This is a genomic window from Pseudoduganella sp. RAF19 (assembly GCF_052114165.1).
Taxonomy (GTDB): Bacteria; Pseudomonadota; Gammaproteobacteria; order Burkholderiales; family Burkholderiaceae_D; genus Rugamonas.
Window position 1 is genome coordinate 104,705 of sequence record NZ_JBFREF010000010.1, and the last position, 16,957, is coordinate 121,661.

At 63.4% G+C, this 16,957-nt stretch carries 10 protein-coding genes; 1 reads left to right on the plus strand and 9 read right to left on the minus strand.

Translation table 11 applies throughout. The features are described 5' to 3' along the window. Positions 1 to 3: 3 nt before the first annotated feature. From AB4Z19_RS25180 to AB4Z19_RS25215, 8 genes are all read right to left on the minus strand, one after another. The gene (locus AB4Z19_RS25180; protein ID WP_442036424.1) at positions 4 to 2,448 is read right to left on the minus strand and encodes a bifunctional salicylyl-CoA 5-hydroxylase/oxidoreductase; all 2,445 of its coding nucleotides are present in this window, start codon (positions 2,446 to 2,448) and stop codon (positions 4 to 6) included. After that, positions 2,448 to 4,070, minus strand: coding sequence for an AMP-binding protein (locus tag AB4Z19_RS25185; protein ID WP_442036426.1), 1,623 nt, complete (start codon positions 4,068 to 4,070; stop codon positions 2,448 to 2,450). The genes AB4Z19_RS25180 and AB4Z19_RS25185 overlap by 1 nt, the downstream gene beginning before the upstream one ends. Before the next feature lie 104 nt (positions 4,071 to 4,174). Next, positions 4,175 to 4,885: a response regulator gene (locus tag AB4Z19_RS25190; protein ID WP_442024368.1), complete on the minus strand. Its 711-nt coding sequence runs from the start codon at positions 4,883 to 4,885 to the stop codon at positions 4,175 to 4,177. Between the two features lie 45 nt (positions 4,886 to 4,930). Continuing rightward, complete coding sequence (locus AB4Z19_RS25195; RefSeq protein ID WP_442036428.1) at positions 4,931 to 9,109, minus strand: two-component regulator propeller domain-containing protein; 4,179 nt, start codon at positions 9,107 to 9,109, stop codon at positions 4,931 to 4,933. An 80-nt stretch (positions 9,110 to 9,189) separates the two neighbouring features. After that, complete coding sequence (locus AB4Z19_RS25200; RefSeq protein ID WP_442024372.1) at positions 9,190 to 10,359, minus strand: patatin-like phospholipase family protein; 1,170 nt, start codon at positions 10,357 to 10,359, stop codon at positions 9,190 to 9,192. Positions 10,360 to 10,445: 86 nt separating this feature from the next. Then, on the minus strand, positions 10,446 to 12,215 hold the full coding sequence (gene ggt, locus AB4Z19_RS25205; RefSeq protein WP_442036430.1) for a gamma-glutamyltransferase: 1,770 nt from the start codon (positions 12,213 to 12,215) through the stop codon (positions 10,446 to 10,448). A gap of 103 nt (positions 12,216 to 12,318) precedes the next feature. Further along, complete coding sequence (locus AB4Z19_RS25210) at positions 12,319 to 13,077, minus strand: 3-hydroxyacyl-CoA dehydrogenase (RefSeq protein WP_442028708.1); 759 nt, start codon at positions 13,075 to 13,077, stop codon at positions 12,319 to 12,321. 79 nt (positions 13,078 to 13,156) lie between these two features. Then, positions 13,157 to 13,657, minus strand: a complete 501-nt coding sequence (locus tag AB4Z19_RS25215) for a hypothetical protein (RefSeq protein ID WP_442028710.1) — start codon at positions 13,655 to 13,657, stop codon at positions 13,157 to 13,159. A 151-nt stretch (positions 13,658 to 13,808) separates the two neighbouring features. Between AB4Z19_RS25215 and AB4Z19_RS25220 the strand changes: the two genes are divergently transcribed. Then, complete coding sequence (locus AB4Z19_RS25220) at positions 13,809 to 14,597, plus strand: PEP-CTERM sorting domain-containing protein (protein WP_442036432.1); 789 nt, start codon at positions 13,809 to 13,811, stop codon at positions 14,595 to 14,597. Positions 14,598 to 14,656: 59 nt separating this feature from the next. On the opposite strand, the gene AB4Z19_RS25225 is transcribed toward AB4Z19_RS25220, so the two are convergent. Next, a complete protein-coding gene (locus AB4Z19_RS25225; protein WP_442036434.1) occupies positions 14,657 to 16,846 on the minus strand; it encodes a sodium-translocating pyrophosphatase in 2,190 nt (729 codons plus the stop codon). Positions 16,847 to 16,957 lie beyond the last annotated feature (111 nt).

Below are 16,957 nucleotides of genomic sequence, written 5' to 3' on the forward strand. Positions count from 1 at the left end.
GCCTCAGCCCTCCAGCAGCTTGGCCGCAACTTGCTGCGGCGTGAGTCCAGCACTGGCGGCGGCAAGCTGGCGTTCGCGCTCCAGATTGCGTTCGAGCTGCTGCTTGCCCGCCAGGTACTGCTTGGGCCACCACACATCGCGATACCCCAGCTTCGCGGCTTCGGCCAAAGTCCACGAAGGATTGGCGAGATGCGGACGGCCAACCGCGCACAAATCCGCGCGTCCGGCAGCAATGATGCCGTTGACGTGATCGGCCTCGAAAATGGAACCAACGGCAATCGCGCCAATGCCCGCCTCATTGCGTACGCGGTCCGCGAACGGCGTCTGGAACATGCGGCCGAATACCGGTTTTTCCAGCTTGCTGACCTGGCCGGACGAGCAATCGATCATGTCCGCCCCAGCCGCCTTGAACAGCTGCGCAATGCGCACCGCATCATCCGGCGTAATACCGCCTTCGACCCAGTCATGGGCCGAAATGCGCACGCTCATCGGCTTATCCGCCGGCCACACGGCGCGCATGGCCGCGAACACGCGCAACGGGAAGCGGCAGCGGTTCTCAATACTGCCGCCGTATTCGTCGCCACGCTGATTGGTCAGCGGCGAGATGAATGAAGAAAGCAGATAGCCATGCGCACAGTGCAGCTCGAGCCAGTCGAAGCCCGCTTCATCGGCGGCCCTGGTGGCGCGGACAAAGTCGGCCTGGATGCGGTTCATATCGTCCAGCGTGGCTGTGCGGGCGACCTGCGAGATGCCAGGCAGGTATTGGTGCTGCGAGGCAGAGAGCAGTGGCCAGTTGCCTTTGTCGAGCGGCAGATCAATGCCGTCCCACATGGCGCGCGTGGAGCCCTTGGCGCCGGCGTGGCCAAGCTGGATGCCGATGGCGGCGTCGGTATTCGCATGTACAAAGTCCACGATGCGCTTCCAGGCCATGGTGTGTGCAGGGGCATACATGCCGGGGCAGAATGGCGTGATGCGCGCGTCAGCCGACACGCAAGTCATCTCGGCCATCACCAGCGCCGCGCCGCCCATGGCGCGGGCGCCCAGGTGAGCCAGGTGGAAGTCGCCGACGCAGCCGTCCACCGCGCTGTATTGCGCCATCGGGGAGACAATGATGCGGTTCTTCAGCACCAGGCCGCGCACGCGGTATGGCGTGAACATGGGCGGGACCGGCGCAACGCGAGACGCAGCGCCGGTTATGGGGGCGGCGATCGCGATGCGCTGGCCGGCTCTGGCGACAGGCATAGCGGCTGGCGGAGGCAGGCCTGCCTGGGCGTAGGCGCGTTCGGCCAGCCAGGATTCGTAACGGGCCACATAGCCCGCGTCGCGCACGCGCAGGTTTTCGTGTGAAAGGCGCTGGCTACGGGTCAGCATGGAATACGCAAACTGCGGCGCTTCCATCGCGGTGTAGCGCTTGACGTTCTCGAACCACTCCATCGAGTTGCGCGCCGCGCTCTGGATCTTGATCACTTCCACCGCACGCACCGACTCATACTCTTTCAGGGCAGCGCTCACGTCGCCGCCATGCGCAGCAAAGCAGCGCGTGAGTTCAATCGCGTCCTCCAGTGCCAGCTTGGTTCCTGAACCGATCGAGAAGTGCGCGCTGTGCGCCGCATCGCCCATCAGCACTACCGGCACTTTGCCATGCCAGTGCACCCACTGCTGGCAGACGATGCGCGGGAACTTGATCCACACGTTCGAGCCGCGCAGGTGGGCGGCGTTGGACATCAGCTTATGTCCCTCCAGCCGGTCCGCAAACAGCTTCTCGCAGAAGGCCATGGCCTGTTCCTGCGACATGTCTTCCAGTCCCGCCGCACGCCATACGCTTTCCGGCGCTTCGACGATGAAGGTGGAGGTATTGCCATCGTACTGGTAGATGTGTGCCTGGAACCAGCCGTGCGGCGTTTCCTGAAAATCGAAGGTAAAGGCGTCGAATTTCTTGGTGGTGCCCAGCCACACGAAGCGGCACTGGCGCGCTTCGATCATGGGCTGGTAAGTCGATTCGTAACGGGCCCGCACACGGCTGTTCAGGCCATCGGACGCAATCACCAGATCGGCGTTGTAGCGCGCGGCCAGCTCCTGGTCGTCCGTTACATCGCACTCGAAGACCAGCTCCACGCCCAACTCCTCGCAGCGCTGCTGCAGAATATTGAGCAGGCGCTTGCGGCCAATGCCGCAGAAGCCATGGCCGCCGGAGGTGACTTTCTGGCCTTTGAAGAAGACGTCGATATCGTCCCAGTGATTGAAGGATTGCAAAATCTCGCGTGCCGTCTTCTCATCCGCGTTCACCAGATTACCCAGCGTCTGGTCGGAGAACACCACGCCCCAGCCGAAGGTGTCGTAGGGACGATTGCGCTCAACCACCACGATGCGATTGGACGGATTCTGCTTTTTCATCAGCAGGCCAAAATACAGCCCTGCCGGGCCGCCGCCGATACATACGATATTCATTACGCTCCTCGCAGCTTGAAGCGCTGCAGCTTTCCGGTTTCAGTGCGTGGCAAGGCGCTCAGGAATTGAATTGAGCGCGGATATTTGTAGGGAGCGATTTGCTCTTTGACGAAATCCTGCAGGGCCGTCGCCATTTCAGGCGTGCCTTCGTAGCCGGGCTTCAGCACGATATGGGCTTCCACGATCTGGCCGCGTTCATCGTCCGGCTTGCCGACCACGCCGCATTCGGCCACGGCGGGATGGCGCAGCAGCGCGTCTTCCACTTCAGGGCCGGCGATGTTGTAGCCGGCGGAGATGATCATGTCATCGGTGCGCGAGCGGTAGATGAAGTAGCCGTCGGCGTCCACCTCGTAAGCGTCGCCGGTAAGATTCCAACCATTCAGCACATAGTCCAGCTGGCGCCGGTCATCGAGGTAGCGGCAGCCCGTGGGGCCTTTCACGGCAAGGCGTCCGATCACGCCGGGGCCGACGGGCTTGCCCGCCCGGTCCAGAATGCAGGCGCGGTAGCCGGGAATCGGCTTGCCCGTGGCGCCGGGGCGGACATTGTCGCCCGATGCGGAGATAAAGATGTGCAGCATCTCGGTCGCGCCGATGCCGTCGATCATGCGCAGACCCGTCGCCTGTTGCCAGCCTTCGCGCGTGGCTACCGGCAGCGCTTCACCTGCGGACACGCTCTTCTTCAGGCTGGACAAATCGTACTTCGGCACCAGGGCCGTCATCTGCCGGTAGAAGGTCGGCGCGGTAAAGCACACCGTGGCTTTGTACCGCTCGATCGCTTGCAGCAGGCCCTCCGGCGTCAGCTTTTCCAGCAGCACGGCAGCCGCGCCTACGCGCAGCGGGAACAGCAGCAAGCCACCGAGGCCGAAAGTAAAGGCCAGCGGCGGTGTGCCGATGAACAGGTCGTCCGGTTCCGACTTCAGGATGTGCGGCGGGAAGCAGTCGCAGATGGCCAGCACATCACGGTGGAAGTGCATGGTGCCTTTGGGGATGCCGGTGGTGCCGGAGGTGAAGCTGATCAGACAGATATCTTCAGCCGAGGTATCGCAAGCCTCGAAGGATGCTGCTTGCGCTTCCATCATGGCTTCCAGCGACGCAGCGCCATGATCGCCGTTGAAGTAGACGATTTTCTCAGGGCGCGAAGGCGCCACTTCGATTTCCTCGTGCAGAGAAGCCGCGCACAGCACGGCGTTCACCCTGGCGCGGTCCATGATCACGCCCAGTTCACGGGCGCGCAGCAAGGGCATGGTGGGCACGGCGATCAGGCCCGCCTTCAGCACCGCCAGCACGGCGGCGGCCATCATCGGATGATTGGCGCCGCGCAGCAGCACGCGGTTGCCCGGTACAAGTCCCATGGGACCGCGCAGCACATGGGCGATGCGGTCCACTTTTTCCTTCAGCTGGGCGTACGTCCAGCATTCGGATTCGCCGTGCAGCGCAATGCGCTCGCCTTTGCCCTGTTCCACTGCGCGGTCCAGGATCTCTGCCACGCAATTCAAACGGGACGGATACTGCAGTTCCGGCAGGTCGAAGACCAGGTCTGGCCATTGGTCCTGCGGCGGAAGGTGCTGGAGCGCGAACTGATCGAGATGCGCGCTCGGTTCAATTGCAGTTGCTTTGTTCATGGTCGCCCTGGTCGTTGGTCGGTCGATTCAGCCTGCACCAAACTACTTTAAACCTAAACTATATTATTGGCAAGCCGCCTGCGCGGCAGGCGCCGCGCGGCGGGTCAGGCGGATTGGCGGACCAGGGAGCTTTGGTGAATGACCGCGCGGATGACGTCGGCCAGCGCGGCTTGTACGGTATCGATGCTCAATTGCGTGGTATCGGCCAGCTTCAGGGTCGCGGCGGCGCCATTCAGGCCCAAGGTGACGCAGCCAGCGTGCAGGCGCTCGATGCGGATATGGGCTTCGGCCTGCTCGCCACTTGCCAGCAAAGCCTGCAGCTCGTTGCCGGCGGCGGTCAGCTGATTCTGGAAGCCGGCCAGGTAGACCAGCAGACGGTCGGCGCTGATGCCCAGGCGGATCTGGGTGGCGCTGGGTTCTTCGGCACGGTGTTCATAACCTTGCGCCGCCTGATCGAGGAAGGCCGACAGGTGGATGCGCACCTGGTCGGACTGGAAGGGTTTGACGATGTAGCCAGCGGCGCCAGCCAGCGTGGCTTGCTGCACGGTTTCCTTGTCGGTGGCCGAAGATACCAGCACAAAAGGCAGGCTGCTCAACTCACGATGGCTCTTGATACGCTGCAGCAGCTCCATGCCGGACAGGCGCGGCATGCGCAGATCGCAGAAGCAGATCGCTGGACGCAGGCCTTCCTCCAGCTGCTCCCACGCATCGGCGCCATCTTCAGCTTCCACAATGTCGAACTTGCCGCAGCCGTCGATCAGGTGCATCAGCACCATGCGCGACACGACATCATCATCTACAACCAACACTTTCATTCAAATCTCCACGTTGTGCAGCGCACAGACGACATTATGCATTGTTCAATGCCGGGGCGGCGCCACGACGTGATCCAGCAGGACGCGCAAGCGCGGCAGCTTGGCGTGAATCGCAGGCCACAGCGCGCGGTCCGCCGCCTTTTCCAGCTCGCTGCACAAGGTATGCAGCTCGCCTTCGGCCAGATAAGCCGCACTGCCCTTCATGCCATGGAACAGGCGTCCCGCCGCATCGGCATCGGCAGCGGCCAGCGCCGCATCCAGTTCCCGCAGACGCTCCGGCAAGTCGGCGATGAAGGCATCGCGCAGGCGCAGCTTGAGCGCATCGGCGGCGTGGCTGCCCGGTGGCAGCGTTGCAGTCTCCGGGATGTCCACCACACCGAACATCGCATCCAGTTCCGCAATCGAAGGACGCGCTTCCTTATGCGGCATCGGCGGCAAGGCAATGCCGCGCTGCAGCTGGCGTTCGATGGCGCGGCTTAGCTGGAAGTGCAGCGCCCCTTCGTCGATCGGCTTGGTCAGGAAATCGTCCATGCCCGAAGCCAGATAGCGGCTGCGGTCTTCTTCGCTGGCGTTGGCAGTCAGCGCGATAATCATCAGTTCCTGATCCAGCACCGGCGCTTCGTGCGGGCCGCCGGAGCGAATCAGGCGTGTGGCCGTCGGGCCGTCCATTTCCGGCATGCGGCCGTCCATCAGGATCAGGTCATAGCGGGCCTGGGAGCAGGCCGCAACGGCCAGCGCGCCATTGCCGGCGATGTCCGCCTTGTGTCCCAGCTCCTCCAGCATCATGCGGATGATGATCTGGTTGGTCGGGAAGTCTTCCGCGCACAGCACGCGCAGCTGATGGGAGTGCGGCTTGCGCGGCACATGCGGTACCAGCGGCGGCGCCACGCCGGTAAGCAGGGGAATGGTGAAGCTGAAGGTACTGCCCACGCCGGGCGTGGAATCGGCCAGAATCTCGCCGCCCATCAGTTCCACCAGCTGGCGGCAGATCGCCAGGCCCAGGCCCGTACCGCCGTAGCGGCGCGTGGTGGTGGTATCGCCCTGCTCGAACTGTTCGAACAGGCGTGGCAGCTCGTCCGGCGGAATGCCGATGCCGGTATCGGTCACGGTAAAGCGGATCAGATTCCAGCGCGGCTTGGTGGCGCCATCGTCCACGCGCTGCACGCGCAAATTCACCTCGCCCTGCTCCGTGAACTTGAAGGCGTTACCGACCAGGTTGACCAGCACCTGGCGCAGGCGGGTCGGATCGCCCACCACGAAAGGCGGCAAGTCGCTGTCGAATTCGACGTGAAAGCCCACCACCGCTGCGGTAGTCTGCTCGGCGAACAGACTCACCACGTTTTCCACCGCCGCGGCCAGCGCAAAATCGATATGCTCGATGGCCAGCTTGCCTGCTTCGATCTTGGAAAAGTCCAGCAGGTCATTGATGATGGTCAACAGCGACTGCGCGTTGGCCTGGCCGCGTTCGATCTGGTCGCGCGTGCGCTCCTTCAGCATGGCGTCGCGCAGGGCAAAGCCCAGCATGCCGATCACACCGGCCAACGGGGTGCGCATCTCGTGGCTCATATTGGCCAGGAATTCGGACTTCTGGCGCGTGGCTTCTTCCGCGCGCTGCTTGGCCTGGCGCAGATTCTTGTCGCGCTGTTCCAGCTCGCGCTTCTGTTCCTGCAGCAGCTTGTTCTTCAGTTCCACTTCCGCCGTGCGCAGGCTGACCTGCTGCTCCAGGCGCGCCCGCGCGCGGCTCAGCACACGTACGCGAGCCTGATAAATGCCGTAGCTGACGCCCGCCAGCACCAGGCCGAAAATGCTGCGGAACCACCAGGTTTTCCAGAACGGCGGCTCGATGGTGATGCGTACCGTTGCCGCGTTGTCGTTCCAGATGCCGTCCTTGTTGGCTGCCTTCACGCGGAACACATAGGTGCCGGGATCGAGATTGGTGTAGGTGGCGAAGCGCTTGCCCGCGTCGGTCACCACCCAATCCTTGTCGAAGCCCTGCAACTGATAGGCGAAGCGGTTGCGCTGGGGCGCCGCGTAGTGCAGCGCCGCGAATTCGAGGGCGAACACGGAATCCTGCTCGCGTAGCGACAAGGCATTGGTGTACTCGATGGCCGAGCTCAGGATCTTGCCATAAGGGCCGCCCTGCCCCGGACGAACCGACTTGTTGAAGATCTGGAAGTCGGTGATGGCCACCGTCGGCGCCACGCTGTTCTCGCGCACTTCTTCCGGATCGAAAGCCGTAATGCCATTGAAACCGCCGAAATACATGGTGCCGTCGGCCGCACGCGCCGCCGCGCCATCGAAGTAGGCGCCTTCGATGGTGCCATCGGCGCCGGAGTAATTACGGGCCTGGCCGTTGCGCATGTCCAGCCGCGATATGCCGGTATTGGTCGACAGCCAGAGATAATCACCCTTGCCGGGCAGGATGGCGGCAATCGCATCGTCCGCCAGGCCATCCTTGCGCAGGTAGCGGCGGAAATGCACGCTACCGTCGCCACGCCGCTCCATGCGGTTCAGGCCCGCCGCCGTGCCGACCCATAGCGTGCCTTCCGCATCTTCCAGCAGATAGTGCACCTCGTTGTGGCTCAGGCTCGACGGATCATTCGCGCTGTGACGGTAGTGCGTGAATCGTCCCGTCTTGCGGTCCAGCAGATCGAGGCCGTTGAACGTGCCCACCCACAGATTGCCGTGGCGGTCCTCCAGCACCGGGCGCGCCACGTCGTCGGCCATGCTGTTGCTGTCTGCCGGATCGTGGCGGTAAGTCAGCACGCCGCCGCTGGCGAGATCCATGCGATGCAGGCCGGCCTTGGTCGACACCCACAGCATGCCCTGGCTGTCGCCATACAGATAACGCACGGTGTCGTTTTCCGGGTCACCGTGGGTCAGCATCAAGGGGCCGAAACGGCGTGCCTTCGTGTCGAAGCGGCGCACGCCATTGCGGCCGCCCACCCACAGCGCGCCTTCCGGATCTTTCGGGTCGCGCCACAATGCCATCACATTGTGTTCGAAGTTGGGCGCATCGCTGGGCGCAAAGCTGTACAGCACCGTTTCGCCGGTCAGCGTGTCGTAGTAATTCAGGCCATCGCTGTTGCCGACCCAGATCTTGCCGTGGCCGGCATCGAGAATGGCGCGCGTCTTATTGTCGGTCAGCGAACGCGGACGGCCGGGATCTTTCACCAGGCGCGAGAAACCGCCGCTGCCCAGGTCCACGCGGCTCACGCCATTGAACCAGGTGCCGACCCACAGCGTGCCCACGCGGTCGCGGAACAGGGAGTAGACATAATTGTCCGCCAGTCCGTGCGGATCGCCCTGCTGGTGGCGGTACTGCACGAAGCGCTCTTCCACCGGACGCCAGCGGAACAGGCCATCGTTTTGCGTACCGATCCACACGATGCCGTCGACATCCTGATAGATGCGTTTGATCTGGCCTTCCGGCAGTCCCTGCGCTACGCCGAGGCGGCGGCGCTTGGGCACGGCGCCATCCAGCGTCCACTGCTCGATGCCGTTTTGCGTGCCGACCCACAGCATCTGGTCCTTATCGAGGAACAGCGACTGCGCGGCCTGGCGTGCCGGCGTGCCGCCCTGCAGGCGAAAATGCTGGAAGCTGCCGGCGCCGGGCGACAGCATGTCGACGCCACCTGAAGTGGCGATCCACAGCCGGCCTTCGCGGTCGCGCGCCAGGCCATTGATCTGGTCATGCGCCAGGCTGCCGGGACGTCCTGCTTCGTTATGCCAGATGGTGAAGCGGCCGGTGGCGGGATCAAAATGCTGCAAGCCGTCTGCAGTGCCGATCCACAGGCCGTCCATGCCATCGTCGATGATGGCGCGGATGTGGAGATTGCCGCTGCCGCGTTTTTCAGGTTCCTGCGGCAGATGATGCGAGAAGCTTTGCGTGACGGGATCGAACAGATCGAGGCCGCCATCCGTGCCAACCCACATACGCCCCTTGGGATCGATGTGCAGCACGCCCACCCAGTTTTCGGCCAGGCTGCGGCGGTCGGAAACGATATTGCGGTAGACCGTGACGCGGTAGCCGTCGTAGCGGGAAAGGCCCGCCTGGCTGCCGAACCACATGAAGCCCTGCTTGTCCTGCGCGATCGCCAGCACGGATTCCTGGGCCAGGCCGTCTTCCACATTCAGCTGCTCGAAACGAAAAGTGCGCGGCGGCGCCGCCACTGCGCAGAGAGCGACGCTGCCCGCCAGCCCAAGGGCGGCAAGGTGCTTCAACAATGGTTTCAAACGGCTACGGACTGGCAAATCGGTACTCGGACACGCAAAAAATATGCAATTTTACTATCCCTCGCCGCTCACCTATCAAAAAACGCCAACACGTCGGCGCGGCGAGCCTGGGTATCGCGCTGGCCAAGGCGGATCAACTCCGTTGTATAGCTGGATTCAAAAAGCAGATAGGAAGCCAGTGCCGCACCACGCGCTTCGGTCGCGCCGATGCCGGACAACATGGTGCGGATCGGCGCCGGCAGGCTGGCGATATGGCGCGCGGCGATATCGTCCAGGCGTTCGGACGGCGCGATGACCAGCAGCTCCACGGGACGCAGCGGCGTATTGGCCAGCAGGTCCGGCGGCAGCACGGACAGCGTATGGTTGACGCGGTTCAGGCGTTCGATATCCACCGCCAAACCATCCAGGAAGATGGAAGACATGGCATGGCCCGCAATCTGCGCCAGGCTTGGGTAGCGCGGCGTTTCGGTGGCCTGGCGCGCAGGCTCGGTCAGGCGTCCCGCACCGACCACCAGCACCTTGGCCGAACCGAGGTGGATGGCGGGCGAGATCGGCGCCAGCTGGCGCATCGAACCGTCGCCGCAATATTCCAGATGGCCGCCCAGATACAGCGGCACAGCCGGGAAGATGAAGGGAATCGCGGACGATGCCAGCAGGTGCTCGACGCCGATCTGGTCCTGCATGGCCACGCGCTGCATGCGAATCCAGGGTGCGATTTCAGCAGCCGTCTGGTAAAAGGTGATGTGCTGTCCACCGGTGTACGAAGACGCAGTAACCGCCAGCGCGTGCAGCAAACCTTCCTGCAAGTTGGCGTCAAGCCGCGGAAGGTCCAGCATGCGGTGCAGCAGATTGACCAGCGGCGTGTTATCCAGCAGGGACTGCGGTGGTGCCGCGCGCCATTTGCGCAGCAGCCAGCCGAAGGACAGCAGCGACAGCCAGCGCGCGCCGGAGCGCAGCACGCCCAGCGAGTCGGCGCGATAGACTTGTTCGACTTCGATATTGGTCCAGACGTCCAGCAGCTTTTGCACGCCTTCGCCGAAATTGTCGGCGCGGCAGGCCAGTGCGGTGGCGTTGATCGCGCCCGCCGATGTGCCGCAAATGACCTGGAATGGATTACGCGCGGGCGGCCAGCCCTCTTCCCACAGAATCTCCGAAATGGCTTGCAGCACCCCGACCTGGTAGGCCGCTCGGGCGCCGCCGCCCGTCAGGATCAATCCTGTTTTCTTTTTTTGTCCCATGCGAAGAGATTAGCACGAAGCCCGCGCGCGCCGGAAGCACCACGGCCGGCGCAGGGCGGGTCATTGACCCGCCGCACAACGCCGCATCAATCGCCCTTGACGATGCCTTCGCGGCGCGGGTCTGCGCCACCGAACCAGTATTCGCGGCCGTCTTTGCGCATGCGCTGCAAGCCTTGCAGGCCGGAGTTCTGCTCATTCTGGCGCACATCGTGGCCGCGTGCTTTCAGCTCGTCGATGGTGGCTTGCGGGAAGCGCCCTGCCTCCAGTTCGGTCGGACCGTTACGGCTGCCGAAGTTGGGCAGGCTGATGGCCTGCTGCACATTCATGCCCCAGTCCAGCGTACCGACCAGCACCTTGGCGACGTAGTTGATGATGGTCGAACCGCCCGGCGAACCGGTGGCCAGCACCAGTTTCTTGGTCTGCTTGTCGAACACCAGCGTCGGCGCCATCGAGCTGCGTGGCCGCTTGTTGGCCTGCACGCGGTTGGCGATCGGGCCGTTTTCATCGACCGAGTCGAAGGAGAAGTCAGTCAGCTGGTTGTTCAGAATGAAGCCATCGACCATCTGGCGCGAGCCGAACGCGTCTTCCACCGAGGTGGTCATGGACAGACCATTGCCGTAGCCATCGACAGCCACCAGGTGCGAGGTCGATGGCTTCTGGATCGCGGTATCGTCGCCCCATGCCACTTTCACTTCAGGCGGCACACCGGCTTGCGCACGGCCCATGGACTTGTCGGCGATCATGCTGGCACGCTGGTTCAGGTAGTTCTTGTCCAGCAGCGAAGCCACGCCTTTGCCGGGCAGCGGCACGAAGTCGGTGTCGGCCACGTAGCGGTTGCGGTCCGCATAGGCCAGACGTTCGGCCTCGGTCATCAGGTGGATGGCATCGGCCGTCAGCACACCATTCTTCGGTGCGTAGGCGCCGATGTTCTTGGATTCCAGCAGGCCGAGAATCTGCGCAATCGCGATGCCACCGGAGGATGGCGGCGGCATGCCGCAGACGGTGTAGGCGCGGTAGTCTGCGCACACCGGATCGCGTTCCTTGGCTTGATAGCCCGCGATATCGGCGGCAGTCAGCTTGCCTGGATTGGTCGGATGCGAGGCCACCTTGGCAGCGATATCGTTGGCAATGCGGCCTTTGTAGAAGGCATCCGCGCCGCCCTTGGCGATTTCGCGCAGGGTCCTGGCCAGTTCAGGATTCTTCAGCAGGTAGCCGACTGGACGCGGCTTGCCTTCCTTGTCGTAGAAATAGGCTGCGGCGACCGGATCGCGGCTGATGTATTTGTCCCAGGTCAGCAGCGCGTTCAGACGCGGGCTGACCTTGAAGCCGTCTTCCGCCAGCTTGATGGCTGGTTCGAACAGCTTGGCCCACGGAAGTTTGCCGTGCTCTTTGTGCGCCAGTTCCAGCATGCGCAGCACGCCGGGCGCGCCGGTGGAGCGGCCGCCGACCACGCCTTCCACGCGCGAGACAGCCTTGCCGTTCGCGTCCTGGAACAGGTGTTCGTCGGCGGACGCCGGCGCGGTTTCGCGGCCATCGTAGGCTTGCACGCGCTTGCCGTCGTAGTGCATCAGGAAGGAACCGCCGCCGATGCCGGACGATTGCGGTTCAACGAGCGTCAGCACCAGCTGGGTGGCGATGGCGGCGTCGACGGCCGTACCGCCCTGCTTCAGCATCTGGTATCCCGCGTCGGTGGCCAGCGGGTTGGCCGCGGCCACCATGAATTTCTGGGCGCTCCAGCCGGCTTTTTCCTGGTAACCGGTAGCGATTTCCGGTGCGCGCTGGGCGACTTCCTGGGCGTGTACGAGGGAGGAACTGAGCAGCGCTGCGGCGAGCGCGAGGGAATTCAGGCGGATCATGCAATCTCCAGTAACAGATATTGCATCCTACCTTAAAACCCAGGGCGAAGGCAGGTGGCAGGCACATCGTGCCTGCCACCAGGTTCACGCCGTGGGTTCTTTTTTACTTCGGCTGCATGCGGATGGCGCCATCCAGGCGGATGGTCTCACCATTCATCATCACGTTTTCGATGATGGACTTGGCCAGGTTCGCGTATTCGAAAGGCTTGCCGAGGCGTGGCGGGAACGGCACCATCTTGCCCAGTGCGTCCTGCACTTCGGCCGGCATGCCCAGCAGCATCGGGGTTTCGAAGATGCCTGGAGCGATGGTCATCACGCGGATGCCGCTGCGCGACAGGTCGCGTGCCATCGGCAGGGTCATGCCCGCCACAGCGGCCTTGGACGCGCCGTAAGCAGCCTGGCCGATCTGGCCGTCGAACGCCGCCACGGAGGCGGTATTGATGATCACGCCGCGCTCGCCCCACTCGGCAGCTTCGGTCTTGCCCATGGCGTCAGCGGCCAGGCGGCACATATTGAAGGTGCCGATCAGGTTGATGTTCACGGTGCGCTGGAACACGTCCAGTGGGTGCGGGCCATCCTTGCCCACGGTTTTCACTGCCGGCGCCACGCCCGCGCAGTTGACCAGGCCGCGCAGCGTGCCCATGGCGGTTGCCGCGGCCACCACGGCCAGGCCGTCCGCTTCGGAGGTCACGTCGCACTTAACAAATTTGCCACCCAGCTCAGCGGCCAGCTTTTCGCCCGCTTCCACCTGCACGTCGGCCAGCACCACTTTGCCGCCGTTCTCGGTGATCATGCGCGCGGTTGCTGCACCCAGGCCGGACGCGCCGCCGGTGATGATGAATACCTGATCCTTGATTTGCATGTCTTCCCCTATTCGATGCTGCTCGGTTGTTGGAATTACTTTACGTTACGTAAACGTCAAACAGGGCTATTGTAGCGAATCACTGGCAGCTCATCCATACCCCATTGACGCTGCAGGGCCGTCCGCTTGGGCTGATCGCCTGCCCCGGTGGCGCATTATAAAAGTTGCCGCTACTGTCGCGGCAACCGCCGCCGCTGCAGGTGACGGGCGTGGGCGCGCTCGGGCCGGGCAGCGGTGTCAGCGCCGGCAAGGTCGGCACCACGGGCGCCCTGCCCTGCGCCGCGGCTGCTGCGGCCACAGCAGATGCCGGTGTGGATGGCGTCAGCGTCGGCGCCCACAGTGGCGCCGGCACCACCGTATCGTGCGGCTGGGCCAGGCGCGGCATGGGATCGGTGAATTGCGGCACGGGACGGCGCGGCATCGGCCGTTTCGACGGCGCCGTGCGGCACGGCTCGACAGCGAGATGCTGGCCGTCGGCACTCAGTTTGCAGACCGGCAGACGCGCATAGGCGGCTTCGTCGGGGGTGAGATCCGCCCCTGCGGCAAGGGCGGCAAATACAGTGGCGATCAGGATGGACATGGCAACCTCCTGTTTCCATCATAGTCCTCAAATGTGTCGGAAAACTTAACAGTCACTTGCGGGAAAATAGTTAAGTCATTGAAACTTAATCAATAATTATTGTTGGCATGCAATTTGCTCTTTGATCAACATTACTTTAAATGGAGAAATAATGAGCAAATCGATTCTGGCACTTGCCACCGGCATCGCCACCCTGGCGGGTGCATTTCTGTCCACACCGGCCAGCGCCGCACCGCTGCTGGGCGAATATTCGGTCACCCACTGCTGCGGCAGCAGCGACGGTGCACAATTTGGCGCCGCCGCTAATGGCCTGGGCTATGCCGGCCAAGTGAATCCGAATGCACTGAACAATGTCGACGTCATCGTTGCCGGCGCTTACGCCAGCCAGTTTACATCCTGGGTTGCCGCCGGCGGCGCGCTGATCATCCACGACTGGTTTGGCAATTCGACCAGTCTCCTGCCGGGCATGCACCTGACACCGATCAGTGGTACTGGCAGCAATGTCGACGTCGTAGATCCGGCTTCGCCCGTCGTCAACGGCCCATTCGGCACCTTGACCAATACGAATATGGACGGCGGCAACGCCTCGGTGCACGGCGCAGTTGGCGTCGCCTCCCTGACCAGCAACGATCCGCTGGTGTCGGACATCCACGCAATCCTGAACAACGGCACTGCAGGCCAGATCGCGGAATTCAGCTATCGCTACGGCCAGGGCCTGATCATTTATGCCTTCATGCCGACCGATGCCTACAGTGGTTCGAGCCCGTTCCAGACCGGCGGCACCGCAGGCTTGAACATGCTGGCCAAGAACGAAATCGCCTTTGCCGCCAGCTTCGACGCAGCACCCGCAGCCGATGTACCGGAACCTGCCTCGCTCGGCCTGATCGGTCTGGGCACTCTGGCGCTGGCCGCGGCGCGCCGCCGCAAGAACGCCAGTTAATTCAGGCGCCGCAATGAAAAAAGCCCGCAGCTGCGGGCTTTTTTTCGGCTAAGACCAGCTTACCTGGCCGTTTCCTGCTGAGCGGCGGTATCCGCCGCCGAAGCCGTGGTGGCCGGCGCTGCAACCGGAGCGGCAGGCGCGGCCGGTTGCGGCGTGCCTGCCGGCGCGACCATTGGCGCATTGGCCTGGATCGGCGCCATCATCGTCACCGACAGCCAGCCGGTGGCCGGCAGCAGGGGCACCAGCAGCAGCGCCACGATGTTGATGATCTTGATCAGCGGGTTCACGGCCGGGCCGGCGGTATCTTTGTACGGGTCGCCGACCGTATCGCCGGTCACCGCGGCCTTGTGGGCGTCGGAGCCCTTGCCGCCATGGTTGCCGTCTTCGATGTATTTCTTCGCGTTGTCCCATGCACCGCCACCGGTGGTCATGGAAATCGCCACGAACAGGCCGGTGATGATGGTGCCCATCAGCAGGCCGCCCAGTGCGCGCGGGCCGAGCAGCATGCCGACCACGATCGGCACCAGCACCGGCAGCAGCGAAGGCAGAATCATTTCCTTGATGGCGGAGGCGGTCAGCATGTCGACCGCCTTGTCATACTGCGGCTTGCCGGTGCCGTCCATGATCCCTTTGATGTCGCGGAACTGGCGGCGCACCTCCACCACCACAGCGCCCGCAGCGCGGCCCACGGCCTCCATCGCCATGGCGCCGAACAGGTAAGGGATCAGGCCGCCGATGAACAGGCCCACGATCACCATCGGGTCGGACAGGTCGAAAGACATCTTCAGCTCGCGCGTTTCCAGCGCGTGAGTGTAGTCGGCGAACAGCACCAGCGCCGCCAGACCGGCGGAACCGATGGCATAGCCCTTGGTCACGGCCTTGGTGGTATTGCCCACCGCGTCCAGCGGATCGGTAATGGCGCGCACGGAATCGGGCATGCCGGCCATTTCAGCGATACCGCCGGCGTTGTCGGTTACCGGACCGTAGGCATCCAGCGCCACCACGATACCCGCCATCGACAGCATGGCCGTGGCTGCAATCGCCACGCCGTACAGGCCGGACAGCTTGAAGGAAATCAGGATCGCCACGCAGACCGCCAGCACCGGCCATGCGGTGGACTTCATCGACACGCCCAGGCCCGCAATGATGTTGGTGCCGTGGCCGGTGGTGGACGCTTCAGCGATATGGCGCACCGGTTTGAAATCGGTGCCGGTGTAGAACTCGGTGATGTAGACCATCAGGCCGGTCAGCACAATGCCCACGACGGTGGAGCCCAGCATCTTGTAGCGCATGGCGTCGTCGTGCCACAGCATCCAGGTCACGACCACGAAGCCGATCAGCGACAGGCCCGCAGCCCACCACAAGCCGGTGTACAGCGCGGACATGATCTTCTTGCCCGGCTTGGCCTTCACCATCGAGCAGCCCACGATGGAGCCGAGGATGGACACCGCGCCCAGCAGCATCGGGTACAGGATCGCCTCGGTCGGCGAGCCGCTGATCAGCAGTGCGCCCAGCAGCATGGTGGCAATCAGGGTCACCACATAGGTTTCGAACAGGTCGGCGGCCATGCCGGCGCAGTCACCCACGTTGTCGCCCACGTTATCGGCGATCACCGCAGGATTGCGCGGATCGTCTTCCGGAATGCCGGCTTCCACCTTGCCCACCAGGTCGGCGCCCACGTCCGCGCCCTTGGTGAAAATGCCGCCGCCGAGACGGGCGAAGATCGAGATCAGCGAGGCGCCGAAGGCCAGGCCAATCAGCGGTTTGATCACGTCATGCGGGGTGATGCCGGGACCGGCCATGCTGGTCAGCAGCATATAGAACAGCGTCACGCCCAGCAGGCCAAGGCCAACCACCAGCATGCCGGTGATGGCGCCGCCTTTGAACGCGACGTTCAGCGCTTCGTTCATGCCCACCGATGCCGCCTGCGCGGTACGCACATTGGCGCGCACCGAAACATTCATGCCGATGAAGCCACATGCGCCGGACAGCAGCGCGCCGATGAAGAAACCCAGGGCTGTCTGCCAGCCCAGCATAAGGAAGATGGCAATGAGCAGCACCACTCCGACAATGCCAATTGTTCTGTATTGCCGTGCCAGATAAGCTGCCGCGCCTTGCTGAATGGCTGCCGCGATTTCCTGCATACGCGGATTGCCCGCGTTTTGTGCCAGAATCCAGTTGCGTGCCCACAAACCATATACGACCGCGAGCACACCGCACGCTATCGCGAACCACAAACTTGCTGCCATAAATTGCCCCCTTCTGTTATTAGAATCAAGTGCTACATCACGGAATCAGACTACCGCCGCGCCTTGTGGGCACGACACTAACCAACTACGTACTGCAAAACTTTGATGCTC